This window comes from Lysinibacillus sp. NPDC048646, assembly GCF_050272295.1.
In the GTDB taxonomy this organism is placed as follows: domain Bacteria; phylum Bacillota; class Bacilli; order Bacillales_A; family Planococcaceae; genus Lysinibacillus.
On record NZ_JBNNLZ010000015.1, the window covers coordinates 67,276 to 81,222 of the forward strand.

The 13,947-nt window shown below is 39.5% G+C and carries 14 protein-coding genes, 1 riboswitch and 1 other annotated feature (1 of these 16 only partly in view); of the genes, 12 read left to right on the top strand and 2 right to left on the bottom strand.

Annotated features, from left to right (window positions below; translation table 11 throughout):
• Window positions 1-20, top strand: a binding site (T-box leader) (it extends 218 nt beyond the left edge of the window).
• 58 nt (window positions 21-78) lie between these two features.
• The 4 genes from ACQKII_RS15995 to ACQKII_RS16010 all read left to right on the top strand — a co-directional run bounded on the left by ACQKII_RS15995 (window position 79) and on the right by ACQKII_RS16010 (window position 5,587).
• Window positions 79-1,428, top strand: a complete 1,350-nt coding sequence (locus ACQKII_RS15995; RefSeq protein WP_427460865.1) for an amino acid permease — start codon at window positions 79-81, stop codon at window positions 1,426-1,428.
• A gap of 142 nt (window positions 1,429-1,570) precedes the next feature.
• A complete protein-coding gene (gene trxA / locus ACQKII_RS16000; protein WP_427460867.1) occupies window positions 1,571-1,882 on the top strand; it encodes a thioredoxin in 312 nt (103 codons plus the stop codon).
• Between the two features lie 87 nt (window positions 1,883-1,969).
• Entirely contained in the window at window positions 1,970-3,760 is a 1,791-nt protein-coding gene (gene uvrC / locus ACQKII_RS16005) for an excinuclease ABC subunit UvrC (RefSeq protein WP_427460869.1), read from the top strand.
• 41 nt (window positions 3,761-3,801) lie between these two features.
• Window positions 3,802-3,980: riboswitch (Lysine riboswitch) on the top strand.
• A gap of 380 nt (window positions 3,981-4,360) precedes the next feature.
• The gene (locus ACQKII_RS16010) at window positions 4,361-5,587 is read left to right on the top strand and encodes an aspartate kinase (RefSeq protein WP_427460871.1); all 1,227 of its coding nucleotides are present in this window, start codon (window positions 4,361-4,363) and stop codon (window positions 5,585-5,587) included.
• Between the two features lie 140 nt (window positions 5,588-5,727).
• Here ACQKII_RS16010 and ACQKII_RS16015 read toward each other — a convergent pair whose 3' ends face one another.
• A complete protein-coding gene (locus ACQKII_RS16015) occupies window positions 5,728-6,162 on the bottom strand; it encodes a YslB family protein (protein ID WP_427460873.1) in 435 nt (144 codons plus the stop codon).
• Between the two features lie 271 nt (window positions 6,163-6,433).
• On the opposite strand from ACQKII_RS16015, the gene ACQKII_RS16020 reads away from it, so the two are divergent.
• The 7 genes from ACQKII_RS16020 (at window position 6,434) to racE (ending at window position 12,300) form a co-directional block, all read left to right on the top strand.
• On the top strand, window positions 6,434-7,048 hold the full coding sequence (locus ACQKII_RS16020) for a succinate dehydrogenase cytochrome b558 subunit (RefSeq protein ID WP_427460875.1): 615 nt from the start codon (window positions 6,434-6,436) through the stop codon (window positions 7,046-7,048).
• A gap of 64 nt (window positions 7,049-7,112) precedes the next feature.
• Window positions 7,113-8,858, top strand: a complete 1,746-nt coding sequence (sdhA, locus tag ACQKII_RS16025) for a succinate dehydrogenase flavoprotein subunit (RefSeq protein ID WP_427460877.1) — start codon at window positions 7,113-7,115, stop codon at window positions 8,856-8,858.
• 14 nt (window positions 8,859-8,872) lie between these two features.
• Entirely contained in the window at window positions 8,873-9,652 is a 780-nt protein-coding gene (sdhB, locus tag ACQKII_RS16030) for a succinate dehydrogenase iron-sulfur subunit (RefSeq protein ID WP_010860111.1), read from the top strand.
• Window positions 9,653-10,091: 439 nt separating this feature from the next.
• Window positions 10,092-10,550: an acyl-CoA thioesterase gene (locus ACQKII_RS16035; protein ID WP_427460879.1), complete on the top strand. Its 459-nt coding sequence runs from the start codon at window positions 10,092-10,094 to the stop codon at window positions 10,548-10,550.
• A 193-nt stretch (window positions 10,551-10,743) separates the two neighbouring features.
• Window positions 10,744-10,965 (top strand): helix-turn-helix domain-containing protein, encoded by a 222-nt coding sequence (locus tag ACQKII_RS16040; RefSeq protein ID WP_004226437.1) that lies wholly within the window; start codon window positions 10,744-10,746, stop codon window positions 10,963-10,965.
• Window positions 10,966-11,039: 74 nt separating this feature from the next.
• Entirely contained in the window at window positions 11,040-11,492 is a 453-nt protein-coding gene (locus ACQKII_RS16045; RefSeq protein ID WP_107923450.1) for a MarR family winged helix-turn-helix transcriptional regulator, read from the top strand.
• 10 nt (window positions 11,493-11,502) lie between these two features.
• Window positions 11,503-12,300, top strand: coding sequence for a glutamate racemase (gene racE, locus ACQKII_RS16050; protein ID WP_427460881.1), 798 nt, complete (start codon window positions 11,503-11,505; stop codon window positions 12,298-12,300).
• A 77-nt stretch (window positions 12,301-12,377) separates the two neighbouring features.
• On the opposite strand, the gene trhA is transcribed toward racE, so the two are convergent.
• Window positions 12,378-13,019 (bottom strand): PAQR family membrane homeostasis protein TrhA, encoded by a 642-nt coding sequence (trhA, locus tag ACQKII_RS16055; protein ID WP_427460883.1) that lies wholly within the window; start codon window positions 13,017-13,019, stop codon window positions 12,378-12,380.
• A 177-nt stretch (window positions 13,020-13,196) separates the two neighbouring features.
• Between trhA and rph the strand changes: the two genes are divergently transcribed.
• Entirely contained in the window at window positions 13,197-13,946 is a 750-nt protein-coding gene (gene rph / locus ACQKII_RS16060; protein ID WP_427460885.1) for a ribonuclease PH, read from the top strand.
• Window position 13,947 lies beyond the last annotated feature (1 nt).

Here is a 13,947-nt window from a genome sequence, read left to right on the forward strand (position 1 = left end):
TATGGCATATCGTCTCTTCTTTCATTTCATAATGAAGGAACAGGCGATATGCTTTTTTTGATTTTAGGAGGTAAGGAAATGGAAAAAGACAACCAGAAATTACAGAGAACAATGACCTCACGGCATATTACGATGATGGCTTTAGGTGGTGCCATTGGTGCAGGGTTATTTAAAGGGAGTAGCGCAGCTATTGATATGGCAGGGCCATCCGTACTTATTGCGTACTTAATAGGTGGTATTATTCTGTTATTTGTTATGCAAGGTTTAGCAGAAATGGCAGTTCGTAATCACGAAGCCAGAACATTTAGAGATTTGGTACAAACAATTTTAGGGAAGTATCCAGCTTATTTTCTAGATTGGATCTATTGGAAAATGTGGGTATTAAATATTGCAGCGGAATCTGTTGTTGCGGCCATTTTTATTCAATATTGGTTGCCAGACTATCCAATTTGGATACTTGCATTATCGGTTTCGGTGTTAGTGACAGCCATTAACTTATTATCAGTAAAAGTTTTTGCAGAAACAGAATATTGGCTGGCGTTAATTAAAATTACCGTTATTGTGGTATTCATCATAGCGGGATTAGTTTTATTGCTTGTTACTTTTGGGCATCATACGGCTGTTGGATTTTCTAATTTAACGGAGCACGGTGGTTTCTTCCCGAATGGATCAACAGGTTTAATCGCTGCGATGCTTGTGGTGATTTATTCTTATGGCGGTACTGAAATTATCGGTATTACATTAGCTGAAACGAAAAATCCTGAAAAAGTAGTGCCAAAAGCTGTTCGCAGTACTTTAGTACGTATTGTGACTTTCTATTTACTGCCTTTCTTTATTATCGTAAGCTTAATCCCTTGGAATGAAGTAAACGGAGTGCCAGAAAGTCCGTTTGTGATGGTATTTAAAATGATTGGTATTCCTGGTGCTGATCATATTATGAATGCTGTTGTTATACTGGCAATTATTTCATCTATGAACTCTGGACTTTATGGTTCTTCACGCGTTCTGTATACACAAGCTGTGGACGGGCGTATACCTAAAATCTTTGCACATTTATCGAAAAGAAAAGTTCCAGTATATGCTATATTGATGTGTACTTTAGCTTTATATATGGGTGTAATAATTTCTTTATTTGCCGGAAGTAAAACCTTTGATTTCCTAATGGGTTCACTTGGATACACCGTACTATTTATTTGGTTAATTATTGCGATTGCGCATCTGAAATCGCGTAAAAAACAGCCTGAAAAAACAAGTGCCTATGCGGTAAAATGGTTCCCTTTTACAACTTGGATAGCCATTATCGCATTAAGTGCAATCCTGATTGGCATTATTTTTACAACATCAATTATCGTAACAGGTATTACATTAGCCATTTACATCTTTATTACGTTAACTTACGTGTATAAAGGTCGTTTTCAAGAAAATTAGCTGACAAAGTAAATCAACTTAATGCCTTTTTCGACTCTATTATCCTCGTTTTTCATAAATTATGTAATCTAGGCAGATTGTTCGCTCAAGCGAATTTATCCATGCTATACTACAAGCATAGTAAGATTAAGGAGGATTTCAAATGGCAATTGTACATGCAACAGATGCAACTTTCCAAGATGATATTAAAGAAGGGTTAGTACTAGTAGACTTTTGGGCTGCTTGGTGCGGACCTTGTAAAATGATTGGACCAGTTCTTGAAGAAATGGACGCTGCAGGTAACGCAGCTAAAATCGTAAAAGTAGACGTTGACAACAACCAAGGTACTGCAGCGCAATACCAAATCATGTCTATCCCATCACTACTATTGTTCAAAAATGGTGAATTAGTAGACAAAACAGTTGGTTTCCAACCGAAAGAAGCGTTAGAAAATTTCATCGCTAAACACGCTTAATAAGTAACGAAGGAAAGGCCGGGCCATCTTTAGATGTGCGCGGCTTTTTTTCGTTATATAATATAAGGAAAGGGGGGCAGGTAGGCGATGAATGATTTAATCAAACGCAAGCTTGACATTTTACCAGATCAGCCTGGCTGCTATTTGATGAAGGATAGGCAGGGCACAATTATCTATGTAGGGAAAGCCAAAATCCTTAAGAACCGTGTACGCTCTTATTTTACTGGAACGCATGAGGGAAAAACACAGCGCCTTGTTAGCGAAATTGAGGATTTTGAGTATATTGTGACATCTTCAAACCTAGAGGCACTTATTTTAGAGCTTAATCTCATCAAATTGCATGATCCGAAATACAATGTCATGCTAACAGACGATAAAACGTATCCATATTTAAAAATTACGAATGAAAAATATCCGCGTCTGATTACGACACGGAAGGTTAAAAAAGATAAGGCGAAGTATTTTGGTCCGTATCCAAATGCATATGCTGCAAGTGAAACCAAAAAGCTACTTGATCGTTTATATCCACTTAGAAAATGTGTGCAATTACCGTCCAAGGTCTGCTTGTACTATCATATGGGGCAATGCTTAGCACCCTGTGTGAAAGATATTGATGCACAGATTTATCACGACCTGATTGAGGAAATGACGAAGTTTTTAAATGGCGGCGTTGAAACAGTTAAAAAAGAGCTTGAAGTGAAAATGCTTGCAGCTGCTGAACACTTAGAGTTTGAACGAGCAAAGGAATTTCGCGATCAAATTACTCATATTGATACAGTCATGCAAAAGCAAAAAATTGTGTCAAGTGATACGACAAACCGAGATGTATTCGGCTATGCGGTAGAAAAGGGTTGGATGTGTGTACAGGTCTTTTTTGTGCGACAGGGTAAACTGATTGAGCGAGATGTTTCAATTTTCCCAATTTATCAGGATGCGGAGGAAGAGTTTTTAACATTTGTTGGGCGGTTTTATGAGAAGCTTGAACATATTAAACCGAAAGAAATTTTTATTCCGCAGTCCATTGATGCAACAATTTTAACGGAATTACTAGATGTGAAGGTGCTTACGCCAAAGCGCGGACAGAAAAAAGAACTAGTTGATTTGGCTACAAAAAATGCGGAGATTGCTGTTACGGCTAAGTTTCAACTCATTGAACGACAAGAGGAGCGAACGATAGGTGCATGTGAGGCACTCGGTGAAGCGATGGGCATATCAACCCCACTGCGCATTGAGGCATTTGATAATAGTCATATGCACGGCACAGATGCTGTCTCGGCAATGGTTGTATTTGTTGACGGAAAACCAGCTAAGAAAGAATATCGTAAGTACAAAACACGCACAGCTGCCAAGCATGATGACTATGGGGCAATGCAGGAAGTGATTCGTCGCCGTTACACTAGGGTATTAAAGGAAGGCTTGCCATTGCCCGATTTAGTACTAATTGACGGTGGTAAAGGTCAAATGGAAGTTGCGCGAGAAGTGCTAGAAGATGAGCTTGGCCTTGTCATGCCAATTGCTGGCTTAGCGAAAGATGACAAGCACAATACATCACAGCTTTTATTTGGGGGTCCGCCAGAGGTTATAGCATTAAAACGAACGAGTGACGGATTTTATTTATTACAACGCATTCAAGATGAGGTCCATCGCTTTGCAATTACATTCCTCCGGCAACAACACGAGAAGCATGCGATCCAATCGGTACTCGATGAAATTGAGGGCATTGGACCGAAGAGAAAGCAACAGCTGCTAAAGCATTTTGGTTCGGTGAAGAAAATACGAGAGGCGAGTGAGCTCGCATTACAAGAAGCAGGCATGCCCGTCCATTTAGCTAACAATATTTATGCTTATTTTCAGCAACAAGCATTGTCAAAGGACTAGACATATGCTAACGTAAATATTAATAGAATATTCACTATTTTAGTGATGATAGAGGTGCAAGGTTTAATAGTAGCACATTGGAGGGTGGACAAACCCTTTGAGGATGTGTGAAAGGGAAGCTTGCCGAAGTGAAGTATCGTTGTTTCCGATACTTTGCTGGTTTTGCATTTAAGAGATGTAAGACTGTCGATTCTTGAGGTTTCGGAGAGCTATCACACATGCGCAAGCTTTCATATTGTACATGTTGCAGGCAGCTTTCACGTTAAGTGAGGGCTGTCTTTTTGATGTTCTAAGGACGATTTTTTTATATTATTCAGTTTTTTATTTATCAAGGTGAGTGATGAATGCCAAAACGTTTTACTATACAACGGTGATACCGTTTGTGGATCTTAGGCTAACAGCGCTTCCTCCTACTGCAATCTACGCGAAAGTGAAGTGGTAACGTAGCGGCAGCGGCGATGCTAAAGTGACCAACTTCGTGTTGGCTAATGCCTCGGATGGATGTCGCGGGTTTTGAAAGTCGTGAATTGTGTTCGTGCAATCCACAATAAATATACAGTTACGCCGAGGTGTAATTGAGTTAGAAGGAGAATGATAACGATGGCGAAAATTGTACTAAAATTTGGTGGTCCGGCGATAGCGTCAACTGATTGTATTCGGGAGGTCGCGAAAAAGGCAATTGCCGAAAAAAAGCGGGGGCTTGATGTAGTGGTTGTGACAGCAGCTATGGGGCATACGACCAAGGAATTAGCAAAAATGGCTCACGATTTATCGGACGATGCTTCAAAGCGTGAACTAGACGTGCTTTTTTCAACGAGCTCACAAGTAGCAAGTGCGTTATTCGCCATTGCTCTTCAGGAAGTAGGCTACGATGCGGTGTCATTAACCGGTTGGCAGGCAGGTATACAAACTGATGCCAAGCACCGCAACGCACGTATCGAAGAAATTGATGTTAAGCGTATTGAAAAACATTTTGAGCAGGGGCAAATTGTTGTGGTTGCTGGTGAACAAGGCATTGATGATGGTCAGAACATTACATCACTTGGTAAAGGTGGGGCGGAAACGACAGCGGTTGCCATCGCTGCAGCTATTCATGCTGAACGAGTAGATATTTTCACGAATGTAGACGGGGTTTATACTGCTGACCCACGTCATATTTTAGCAGCACAAAAGTTAAAGGAAATCTCTTATGATGAAATGTTAGAATTATCAAATTTAGGCTCACATATTTTACATCCACATGCAGTGGAGCTAGCGAAAAAGTTCCAAATCCCTGTTATTATTCGTTCGAGCATGGAGGACATAACAGGAACCTTATTAAAGGAGGAAGTTGAAATGGAAAAAAATTTAATCGTTCGTGGTGTTGCTTTCGAATCAGACATTATTCGCTTAACCGTCGGGTATGATGCCTATTCAGATGCGTCATTAGCAGATATATTTGCAGTATTGGCAGAGAATCGCATAAATGTTGATATTATTGTACAAGCCATTATTGATGGCTTGAAGCCGTCAGTATCGTTTTCGATTTTGAAAGAGGAATTTGCAGAGGCTCTAAACGTTCTAGAAAATAGTAAATTATCATTGGGTTTTAGCTTTGCTGATTTTGAAGTTGGTTTAGCGAAAGTATCGATTATCGGTTCAGGTATGGCGTCCAATCCAGGTGTTGCTGCACGTATGTTTGATTGTTTACGTCGTGAAGGCATCCCCGTGAAAATGGTAAGTACCTCGGAAATTAAGGTTTCCGTTGTTGTACCCCAGGATGATATGATTCATGCAGCTAATGCCTTACATGCGGAATTTAATTTAGCAGAAGCGCTTCAAGTTTAAGAATGGTCGAGTGACAGAATTCAATATCACAGCCTGTATGTTTACAACAATTTTTAACTTTGGGCGTAACTTCCGATAGGCTCAAATGTAAAATAACAAAGGATTGCCATTCACAATTTAGGAATGGCAATCCTTTTTCGTTACTCTGTCGGAATAGTGTTCATGATACGTTCTTTCACATCCCACTTGACGGTAAACATGACGAGCTGATGCTTTTCACGTTTTTCATCGTAGCACTCAGTCAAATAGCCTTTTGCTTGCTGGATCTGCTCAGCTATAAATCCTGCTTCAAGTCGAAAGCTTCGATTTTTAAGTTGTAAAAGTGCAGGCTCATTTGTTAAATGGAAGATACGTCCATCCTTCGATTCTTTCGTAAGTTCTAGAGTACCCCAGCAGGCATCTGCGAAAAATGCGATAATTTCTTCTTGACTTTTGCATGGGAACTTCCGAGCAAGCTCTTTTCCAGCCCAATAAAGCACGTCATCTTCATGTTTACCAAGGATGGAAGATAGAATATGATCGCGAATTATCTCATATCCAAATGATGAGATTGTAGGAGATGGAGTATTTAACATTGATATCCTTCTTTCTTAGAATTTTCTTATAATTTAGGGGTGTTAATGTAAAGATGGATTTTTCGAGAAAAAATGACGCACCATGTACTAGATTATTACTTTAATAAGGACTGTTAAAAACTCCGAGTTACCTTGACGCTCGTAGCTCTTGAGAGTACAATAAACATGTCATAATATTGTACCATGATGAAATACACAGTCAATGAAGTTTCATTTACAAAATGGTGACTTCTTTGTTGTGCTATTTTAAGTACTAAGGGGGGTAACAGTCTTGTCGAAAGATCGAGAGTTTTTATGGCGCCGCTTACATTCTCTACTTGGTGTCATTCCAGTAGGTTTGTTTTTGGCGTTCCACTTATCATTGAACCTCACTGCTGTTGGCGGTGAAGAAGCTTACAATGATGCAACAGGGAAAATGGAATTAGTTCCACATTCTCTATTGTTACTAATGGAATGGGTAATTATTTATATTCCATTAATGTTCCACGCTTTTTATGGTGTGTTCATTGCTTTTACAGCTACACCAAATACAGGCCGTTTTAGCACATACCGTAACTGGATGTTCTCATTACAACGCTTCACGGGTGTATTCCTAGTGATTTTCATTGCATGGCATATTTTCCAAACACGTATTCAAAAAGCACTTGGAACGCAAGTTGAATATGACATGATGGCAGAAATTGTTGCAAATCCCTTCATGCTTGGATTCTACATTGTTGGTATTTTATCAGCAACTTTCCACTTAGCAAATGGGTTATGGTCATTCTTAGTAAGCTGGGGTATTATACAATCTCCTCAGTCTCAAAAGATTGCTACTTATGTAACAAACATTATTTTCGTAATTCTAAGTGTTATGGGTGTGGCTGCAATTTTAGCTTTTGTGTAAGTACGTGAAAACTAAAAGAGGACATGCAATCATTGCAATTTTTTAAGAGGAGTGAGAAATAATCATGGCGAAAAGCAAAATAATTGTTGTCGGCGGCGGTCTAGCCGGTCTGATGGCAACGATTAAAGCAGCTGAAGTTGGTACTGAAGTTGATTTATTCTCATTAGTTCCTGTAAAACGCTCACACTCTGTATGTGCGCAAGGCGGGATTAATGGAGCGGTTAATACGAAAGGTGAAGGGGATTCTCCTTGGATTCACTTTGACGATACAGTATACGGTGGGGACTTCCTAGCGAATCAACCACCAGTTAAGGGTATGTGTGATGCAGCCCCTGGTATTATTCACTTAATGGACCGTATGGGTGTAATGTTCAACCGTACACCAGAAGGTTTACTTGACTTCCGTCGTTTCGGTGGAACTTTAATGCACCGTACAGCCTTCTCTGGTGCAACAACTGGTCAGCAATTACTATACGCACTAGACGAGCAAGTTCGTTCTCATGAAGTAGCTGGTTTAGTTAATAAATATGAGCACTGGGAATTCCTTGGTGCAATAGTCGATCCTGACGGCGTTTGTCGTGGTATCGTTGCGCAAGATATGCGTACAGAAGAAATTAAATCATTCCGCGCAGATGCTGTAATCATGGCGACTGGTGGCCCTGGTATTATCTTCGGTAAAACAACAAACTCTGTTATCAATACAGGTTCTGCTGCTTCTATCGTTTACCAACAAGGTGCTTCATACGCGAATGGCGAATTCATTCAAATTCACCCAACAGCAATTCCTGGGGACGACAAAAACCGTCTAATGTCAGAATCTGCTCGTGGTGAAGGTGGACGTATTTGGACTTACAAAGACGGTAAACCTTGGTACTTCTTAGAAGAAAAATATCCTGCATATGGTAACTTAGTACCACGTGATATTGCAACACGTGAAATTTTTGACGTTTGTGTAAACCAAAAACTTGGTATCAACGGTGAAAACATGGTATACCTAGATCTTTCTCATAAAGATCCACATGAATTAGATGTTAAACTGGGTGGTATTATTGAAATCTATGAAAAATTCGTAGGCGATGATCCACGTAAATTACCAATGAAAATTTTCCCTGCAGTTCACTACTCAATGGGTGGATTATGGGTTGACTACAGCCAAATGACTGAAATTCCTGGCCTATTTGCTGCAGGTGAATGTGATTACTCTCAACATGGTGCAAACCGTCTTGGTGCAAACTCATTATTATCTGCTATTTATGGTGGTATGGTTGCTGGTCCAAACGCTGTAGATTACGTAAAACATCTTAAAAAGCATGCTGAAGATCTTCCACAAGAAGTATTTGATGCACGCGTAAAAGAAGAACAAGCTAAGTGGGATGCTATCATGAAAATGGAAGGCACAGAAAATGCTTACTTGCTTCATAAAGAGCTTGGTGAAATGATGACAGCTACTATGACAGTAGTACGTTACAACGACCAACTTGAAGATACATTGAAAAAACTTGATGATCTTCTAAAACGTTGGGAAAACATCAACATCAACGATACGCAAAAATGGAGTAACCAAGGTGCTCACTTTACGCGTCAGTTGAAAAACATGCTTTACCTAGCGAAAGTAATGACAAAAGGCGCCCTACTACGTAACGAATCTCGTGGTGCGCACTACAAACCAGACTTCCAAGAACGTGATGATGAAAACTTCTTAAAAACGACTATGGCAAAATTTGACCCAGCTACGGGTGAGCCAATTATCACGTACCAAGAAGTTGACGTTTCATTAATCCCACCACGTAAACGTGACTACTCTGCTTAAGGAGGCTAAGAATTATGGATATCGCAGCTAATACTGGAAGAATGGTAAAAGTTGAAATTTTACGTCAAGATACACAAGGTGGCAATGGCTACTGGCAGAAATTCGAAGTTCCTTATCGTCATGGTATGAACGTTATTTCTGTATTAATGGAAATTCAAAAAAATCCTACTACAGCTTCTGGTGAATCAACGACACCAGTGGCATGGGATATGAACTGTCTTGAAGAAGTTTGTGGTGCATGTTCAATGGTTATCAATGGTCGTCCACGTCAATCTTGTTCAACACTGATTGATCAATTGACTGAACCAGTTCGCCTTGAGCCAATGAAAACTTTCCCAGTTATTCGTGACTTACAAGTTGACCGTGATCGTATGTTCAACGCACTTAAAAAAGTTAAAGCATGGGTGCCAATCGATGGTACTTATGATTTAGGTGAAGGTCCACGTATGCCAGAAGGTAAGCGTCAATGGGCTTATGAATTATCTAAATGTATGACTTGTGGTGTATGTATGGAAGCATGTCCAAACGTGTCTGAGAAAGCTTCATTCATCGGACCAGCACCATTATCACAAGTACGTCTTTTCAACACGCACCCAACTGGTGCTATGATTAAAGACGAACGTTTAAATGCAATCATGGGTGATGGTGGTCTTGCTAACTGCGGTAACTCACAAAACTGTGTTGCTGCTTGTCCTAAAGGTATTCCTTTAACAACATCTATCGCATCTTTAAACCGTGCAACTACCGTGCAAATGTTCCGTAACTTCTTCGGTTCTGACCACTTTGTTGACTAATTGTACAAGCTATACTCCCTTACACACTCTGTGTAGGGGAGTTTTTTATTGATATATTTATCCCGCATTAACGGTCAGTAAGACGCCCATCTCAAGTGCAAGAGGAGAACGAGTCACAAGGTGGGCAATCAACTGACCGTAAAAGCCCGATTGGTTCAACGTACAATCCGTGGAGGATGAAGAAAACCTCCACTAGTTGAATGTTCTCTTTATTATAGAAAGTAATGGATAAAACGAGGGAAATACATGATAAAACACAGAAATATCAGATTTTTTCTATACTAATAAAATATCTTCCTATATAATGAATATGTATTCATTTTGACTTCAATCAGCATGACTTACAAATTGCAACTGCTGTTAAAGAAGTAGCTTTTAGTGAATGTGCAATACCAGCCAAATGACGTTGAGGCAGATTAATAATAAGGGGATGAACAATATGAAAGCAAGTTATATTGGAGACTTTCAGGAGTGGGCAAAGGATTTTTTATTTTTTATTGAGGTGCGTGTGCGCTTTTCCGAAACAGATATGTATGGCCATATGAATAATACAGTTAGCTTTACATATTTTGAACAAGCACGAATCGATTATTTTAAACATCTAGGTGTACTCATGCCATCAGCAATAGACGAAAATGTGAAAGGTATACCAATAGTAGCTGATTTACAATGTGATTATGTAAAACAAGTTTTCTTTGATGATGTAATTCGTGTCTTTACCAAGGTGGCGAAAGTTGGTAACTCATCGATGGATATTCATTACTTAGCGAAAAACCAAAAGGATGAAGTCTGTTTTACAGGGCGTGGTACAGTTGTGCAAATGGATCCGCGAACAGGAAGGAGTGTACCAATCTCGGAGGAAGAAAAAGCTCATTTAACCTCCTTGGCTGTCATTTGATTTTTTCCTGAGTGTCTTAGTGGAGCAGTAATTTTGAAAATGAAGTTGGCAATTACATAAAAATTAAATATTTTATAGAAACAACTTCCAAATTTTTTGTGGAAACACGTGGTAATCATGAAAATAGCCGTCACCGCTACTCGTTCCTTAACATAAGTTACAATACGTGCGGGGGAGGAGGGTGTGACTAAAAATGAATGGCTCTCATCATCGTTCTCTTTTAACAAACCGAGAACGTGAAATATTTGCGCTTTTATTAGCTGAAAAAACAACGAGGGATATTGCAGAGCAACTTGGTATTAGTGAAAAAACAGTGCGAAATCACATTTCCAATACAATTCAAAAGCTAGGTGTAACGAATCGATCTCAGGCGTTAATTGAGCTGTTACGCTTAGAAGAATTTAAATTAGACTAATGGACACTTGCTATTTCGTGAAAAAAACGACAAAATAGAACTATTCAACGTATTTTTAGGAGTGAAATAGTTATATGTCGGATGAAGTAACAAAGCACTCACCTGAAACCGTTGCAACGGTTGAAAAGGAATTACGCTATATAGCGGCCATTGTGAAGCAAAAAGGAAGAGAGATTGTTTCACAATATGCGATTACGCCGCCACAATTTGTTGCATTACAGTGGTTAGAAGAGCTTGGTGATATTACAATTGGCGACTTGTCAAACCGTTTATACTTAGCATTTAGCACGACAACAGATTTAGTGGACCGGATGGAGAAAAATGAATTAGTCAAGCGGGTACGTGACGAAAATGATCGTCGTGTTGTTGTTGTTCATCTTCTCGAAAAGGGCGAACGAATTATACAAGAAGTTATCGAAAAAAGACAGCAGTATTTGCAGGAGATGCTTGTAGGTTTTAATGAACAAGAAGTCGGGCAATTATCGAGCTATTTACAAAAACTACATGTACACATGAAACAGGATTGAGGCGGAAAGTATGAATGCCCCGATAGGCGTTATTGATTCAGGAGTAGGCGGTTTAACCGTAGCAAAGGAAATAATGAAGCGATTACCAAATGAAACGATTTATTATATTGGTGATACAGCTAGATGTCCATATGGTCCACGAACTCGTCAAGAAGTACGGAATTTTACTTGGCAAATGGCAAAAGCACTCGAGAAAATGAATATCAAAATGCTCGTCATTGCTTGTAATACAGCGACTGCAGTAGCACTCGAAAGTTTACAAAGAAATATGCCTTTTCCGGTACTAGGCGTTATTAATGCTGGCGCACGTGCAGCTGTAAAGAAAACGAAGCGACATGAAGTCGTTGTACTTGCAACAGAAGGAACCATTAAAAGTGGGGCGTATGAGGAAGCCTTGATGTCACTGAATACGTCAACACATATTATTCCATTAGCTTGCCCAACATTCGTACCACTTGTAGAAAGTGGCGAATATAAAGGTGAATTTGCAAAAAATTTAATTGCAGAAGGCTTAAAGCCGTTGAAAAATGAACAGTTTGATACAGTGATTTTAGGATGTACGCATTATCCAATTTTACAAAAACAAATTGAAGCTGTCGTTGGAGAAGATGTTTTCGTGCTATCATCTGCGGAAGAAACTGCAAAGGATGTTCAGGAAATACTTGCGTATAATGGCACATTAGGAGATTTAAATGCTGTGCCTGCTCATAAATTTTATGCAACTGGTTCTGTTCCAATTTTCCGCTCGATTGCAGAAAATTGGCTCGAGCAAGGTACACTCCACATAAAACGTATCTCATTAAAATAAAAATCAGCTTAGCTTATGAGAGCTAGGCTGATTTTTTTACCTCAAAATGTAGAACTGCTTATTTTTAGCGTTCATCTCTAAATAAATAGGTACACAGCTGCGAACATGGCTGCACTACCTGCCATGACAAAAAGATGCCAAATGGCATGGTTGTACTTGATTTTTTTGTTTTTATAAAAGAATGTGCCCGCTGTATAGCAAATGCCGCCGATTAAAAGTGTCATGAAGCCGTCGAATGAAATATAAGTGACTAGTGGTTTATAGACGAATACAATGAGCCACCCCATGCCAATATAGACAAGCAATGAAGCTTTCTTAAAGCGATATACGAAAAATTGTTTTAAGACGATGCCGATGATAGCGAGTACCCATTCGATGATGAAAATGGTCCAGCCAAGTTTCCCACCAACAGCAATTAGCGCAACTGGTGTATATGTGCCTGCAATTAATAAGAAAATCGAACTGTGATCTAGTTTTTTCAGTAGTACTTTATGTGTTGGGATAGCATGATATAACGTAGAGGCTAAGTATAAACAGAACATTGAAACGCCAAAAATAATGTAACTAATAAGCTCGGTTGTTGAACCAGATGCTAAAGCTTTATAAACTAATAAAAGGGTAGCAGGAATTGTTAAAAATGCACCGACTCCATGTGTTAGGGCATTCCAAAATTCTTCCTTTATGGTATAACTACTTTGCTCAACCACCGATTGTGGCATGACCCATCACCTCTTCCTATAGTAGCCTTACTATAACAGAATGATTACATTGTTTGTAGATGAAAGTGTAATACAATCTATATGATAAATATCATATATTGTAAAGAGATAATCGTCGTACCATTGTAAAATATGATAAAATAAGTGCGCGAAAGATTTTAGGAGGCAAGAATAATTATGACAAGAATTGATGGAAGAACTGTGGATGCAATGCGTCCTGTAAAAATGGATAGTGAGTATTTATTGCATCCTGAAGGTTCCGTATTAATCCAAGTAGGAAATACAAAAGTTATTTGTACGGCAACGGTTGAAGATAAAGTACCAGGTTTTTTACGTGGACAAGGGAAGGGTTGGATTACAGCGGAATACTCCATGTTACCACGTGCCACAGCGCAGCGTACTCCGCGCGAATCATCTCGCGGTAAAGTGAACGGGCGTACGATGGAAATCCAGCGCCTAATTGGTCGTGCATTACGTGCTATCGTTGATTTAGAGGCACTTGGTGAGCGTACAGTATGGATTGACTGTGATGTTATTCAAGCAGACGGAGGGACGCGTACGGCATCGATTACAGGGGCTTTTGTAGCGATGACACAAGCGATTGCCAAACTTGCTGAAGAAAAGCAACTAGCAAAATTTCCAATCACAGATTTTTTAGCTGCTACAAGTGTTGGAATAGTAGCGGAACAAGGCGCCGTTTTAGACTTAAACTATGTAGAGGACGTTGCTGCGGCTGTAGATATGAATATCATTATGACAGGGGCAGGACGTTTTGTAGAATTACAAGGAACAGGCGAAGAAGCCACGTTTTCTCGTGAGGAATTAAATGAACTGCTCGCATTAGGTGAAAAAGGTATTCAAGAATTAATCGAACTACAAAAAGAACTTCTTGGTGAACTAGCAACCAAAGTGGGAGGAGGCTGCTAAG

Bases quoted from the DNA above. Each gene is read 5' to 3' on its own strand.
- ACQKII_RS15995 (WP_427460865.1), top strand. From the start codon at position 79: ATGGAAAAAGACAACCAGAAATTACAGAGAACAATGACCTCACGGCAT.
- trxA (WP_427460867.1), top strand. From the start codon at position 1,571: ATGGCAATTGTACATGCAACAGATGCAACTTTCCAAGATGATATTAAA.
- uvrC (WP_427460869.1), top strand. From the start codon at position 1,970: ATGAATGATTTAATCAAACGCAAGCTTGACATTTTACCAGATCAGCCT.
- ACQKII_RS16010 (WP_427460871.1), top strand. From the start codon at position 4,361: ATGGCGAAAATTGTACTAAAATTTGGTGGTCCGGCGATAGCGTCAACT.
- ACQKII_RS16015 (WP_427460873.1), bottom strand. From the start codon at position 6,162: ATGTTAAATACTCCATCTCCTACAATCTCATCATTTGGATATGAGATA.
- sdhA (WP_427460877.1), top strand. From the start codon at position 7,113: ATGGCGAAAAGCAAAATAATTGTTGTCGGCGGCGGTCTAGCCGGTCTG.
- sdhB (WP_010860111.1), top strand. From the start codon at position 8,873: ATGGATATCGCAGCTAATACTGGAAGAATGGTAAAAGTTGAAATTTTA.
- ACQKII_RS16035 (WP_427460879.1), top strand. From the start codon at position 10,092: ATGAAAGCAAGTTATATTGGAGACTTTCAGGAGTGGGCAAAGGATTTT.
- ACQKII_RS16040 (WP_004226437.1), top strand. From the start codon at position 10,744: ATGAATGGCTCTCATCATCGTTCTCTTTTAACAAACCGAGAACGTGAA.
- ACQKII_RS16045 (WP_107923450.1), top strand. From the start codon at position 11,040: ATGTCGGATGAAGTAACAAAGCACTCACCTGAAACCGTTGCAACGGTT.
- racE (WP_427460881.1), top strand. From the start codon at position 11,503: ATGAATGCCCCGATAGGCGTTATTGATTCAGGAGTAGGCGGTTTAACC.
- trhA (WP_427460883.1), bottom strand. From the start codon at position 13,019: ATGCCACAATCGGTGGTTGAGCAAAGTAGTTATACCATAAAGGAAGAA.
- rph (WP_427460885.1), top strand. From the start codon at position 13,197: ATGACAAGAATTGATGGAAGAACTGTGGATGCAATGCGTCCTGTAAAA.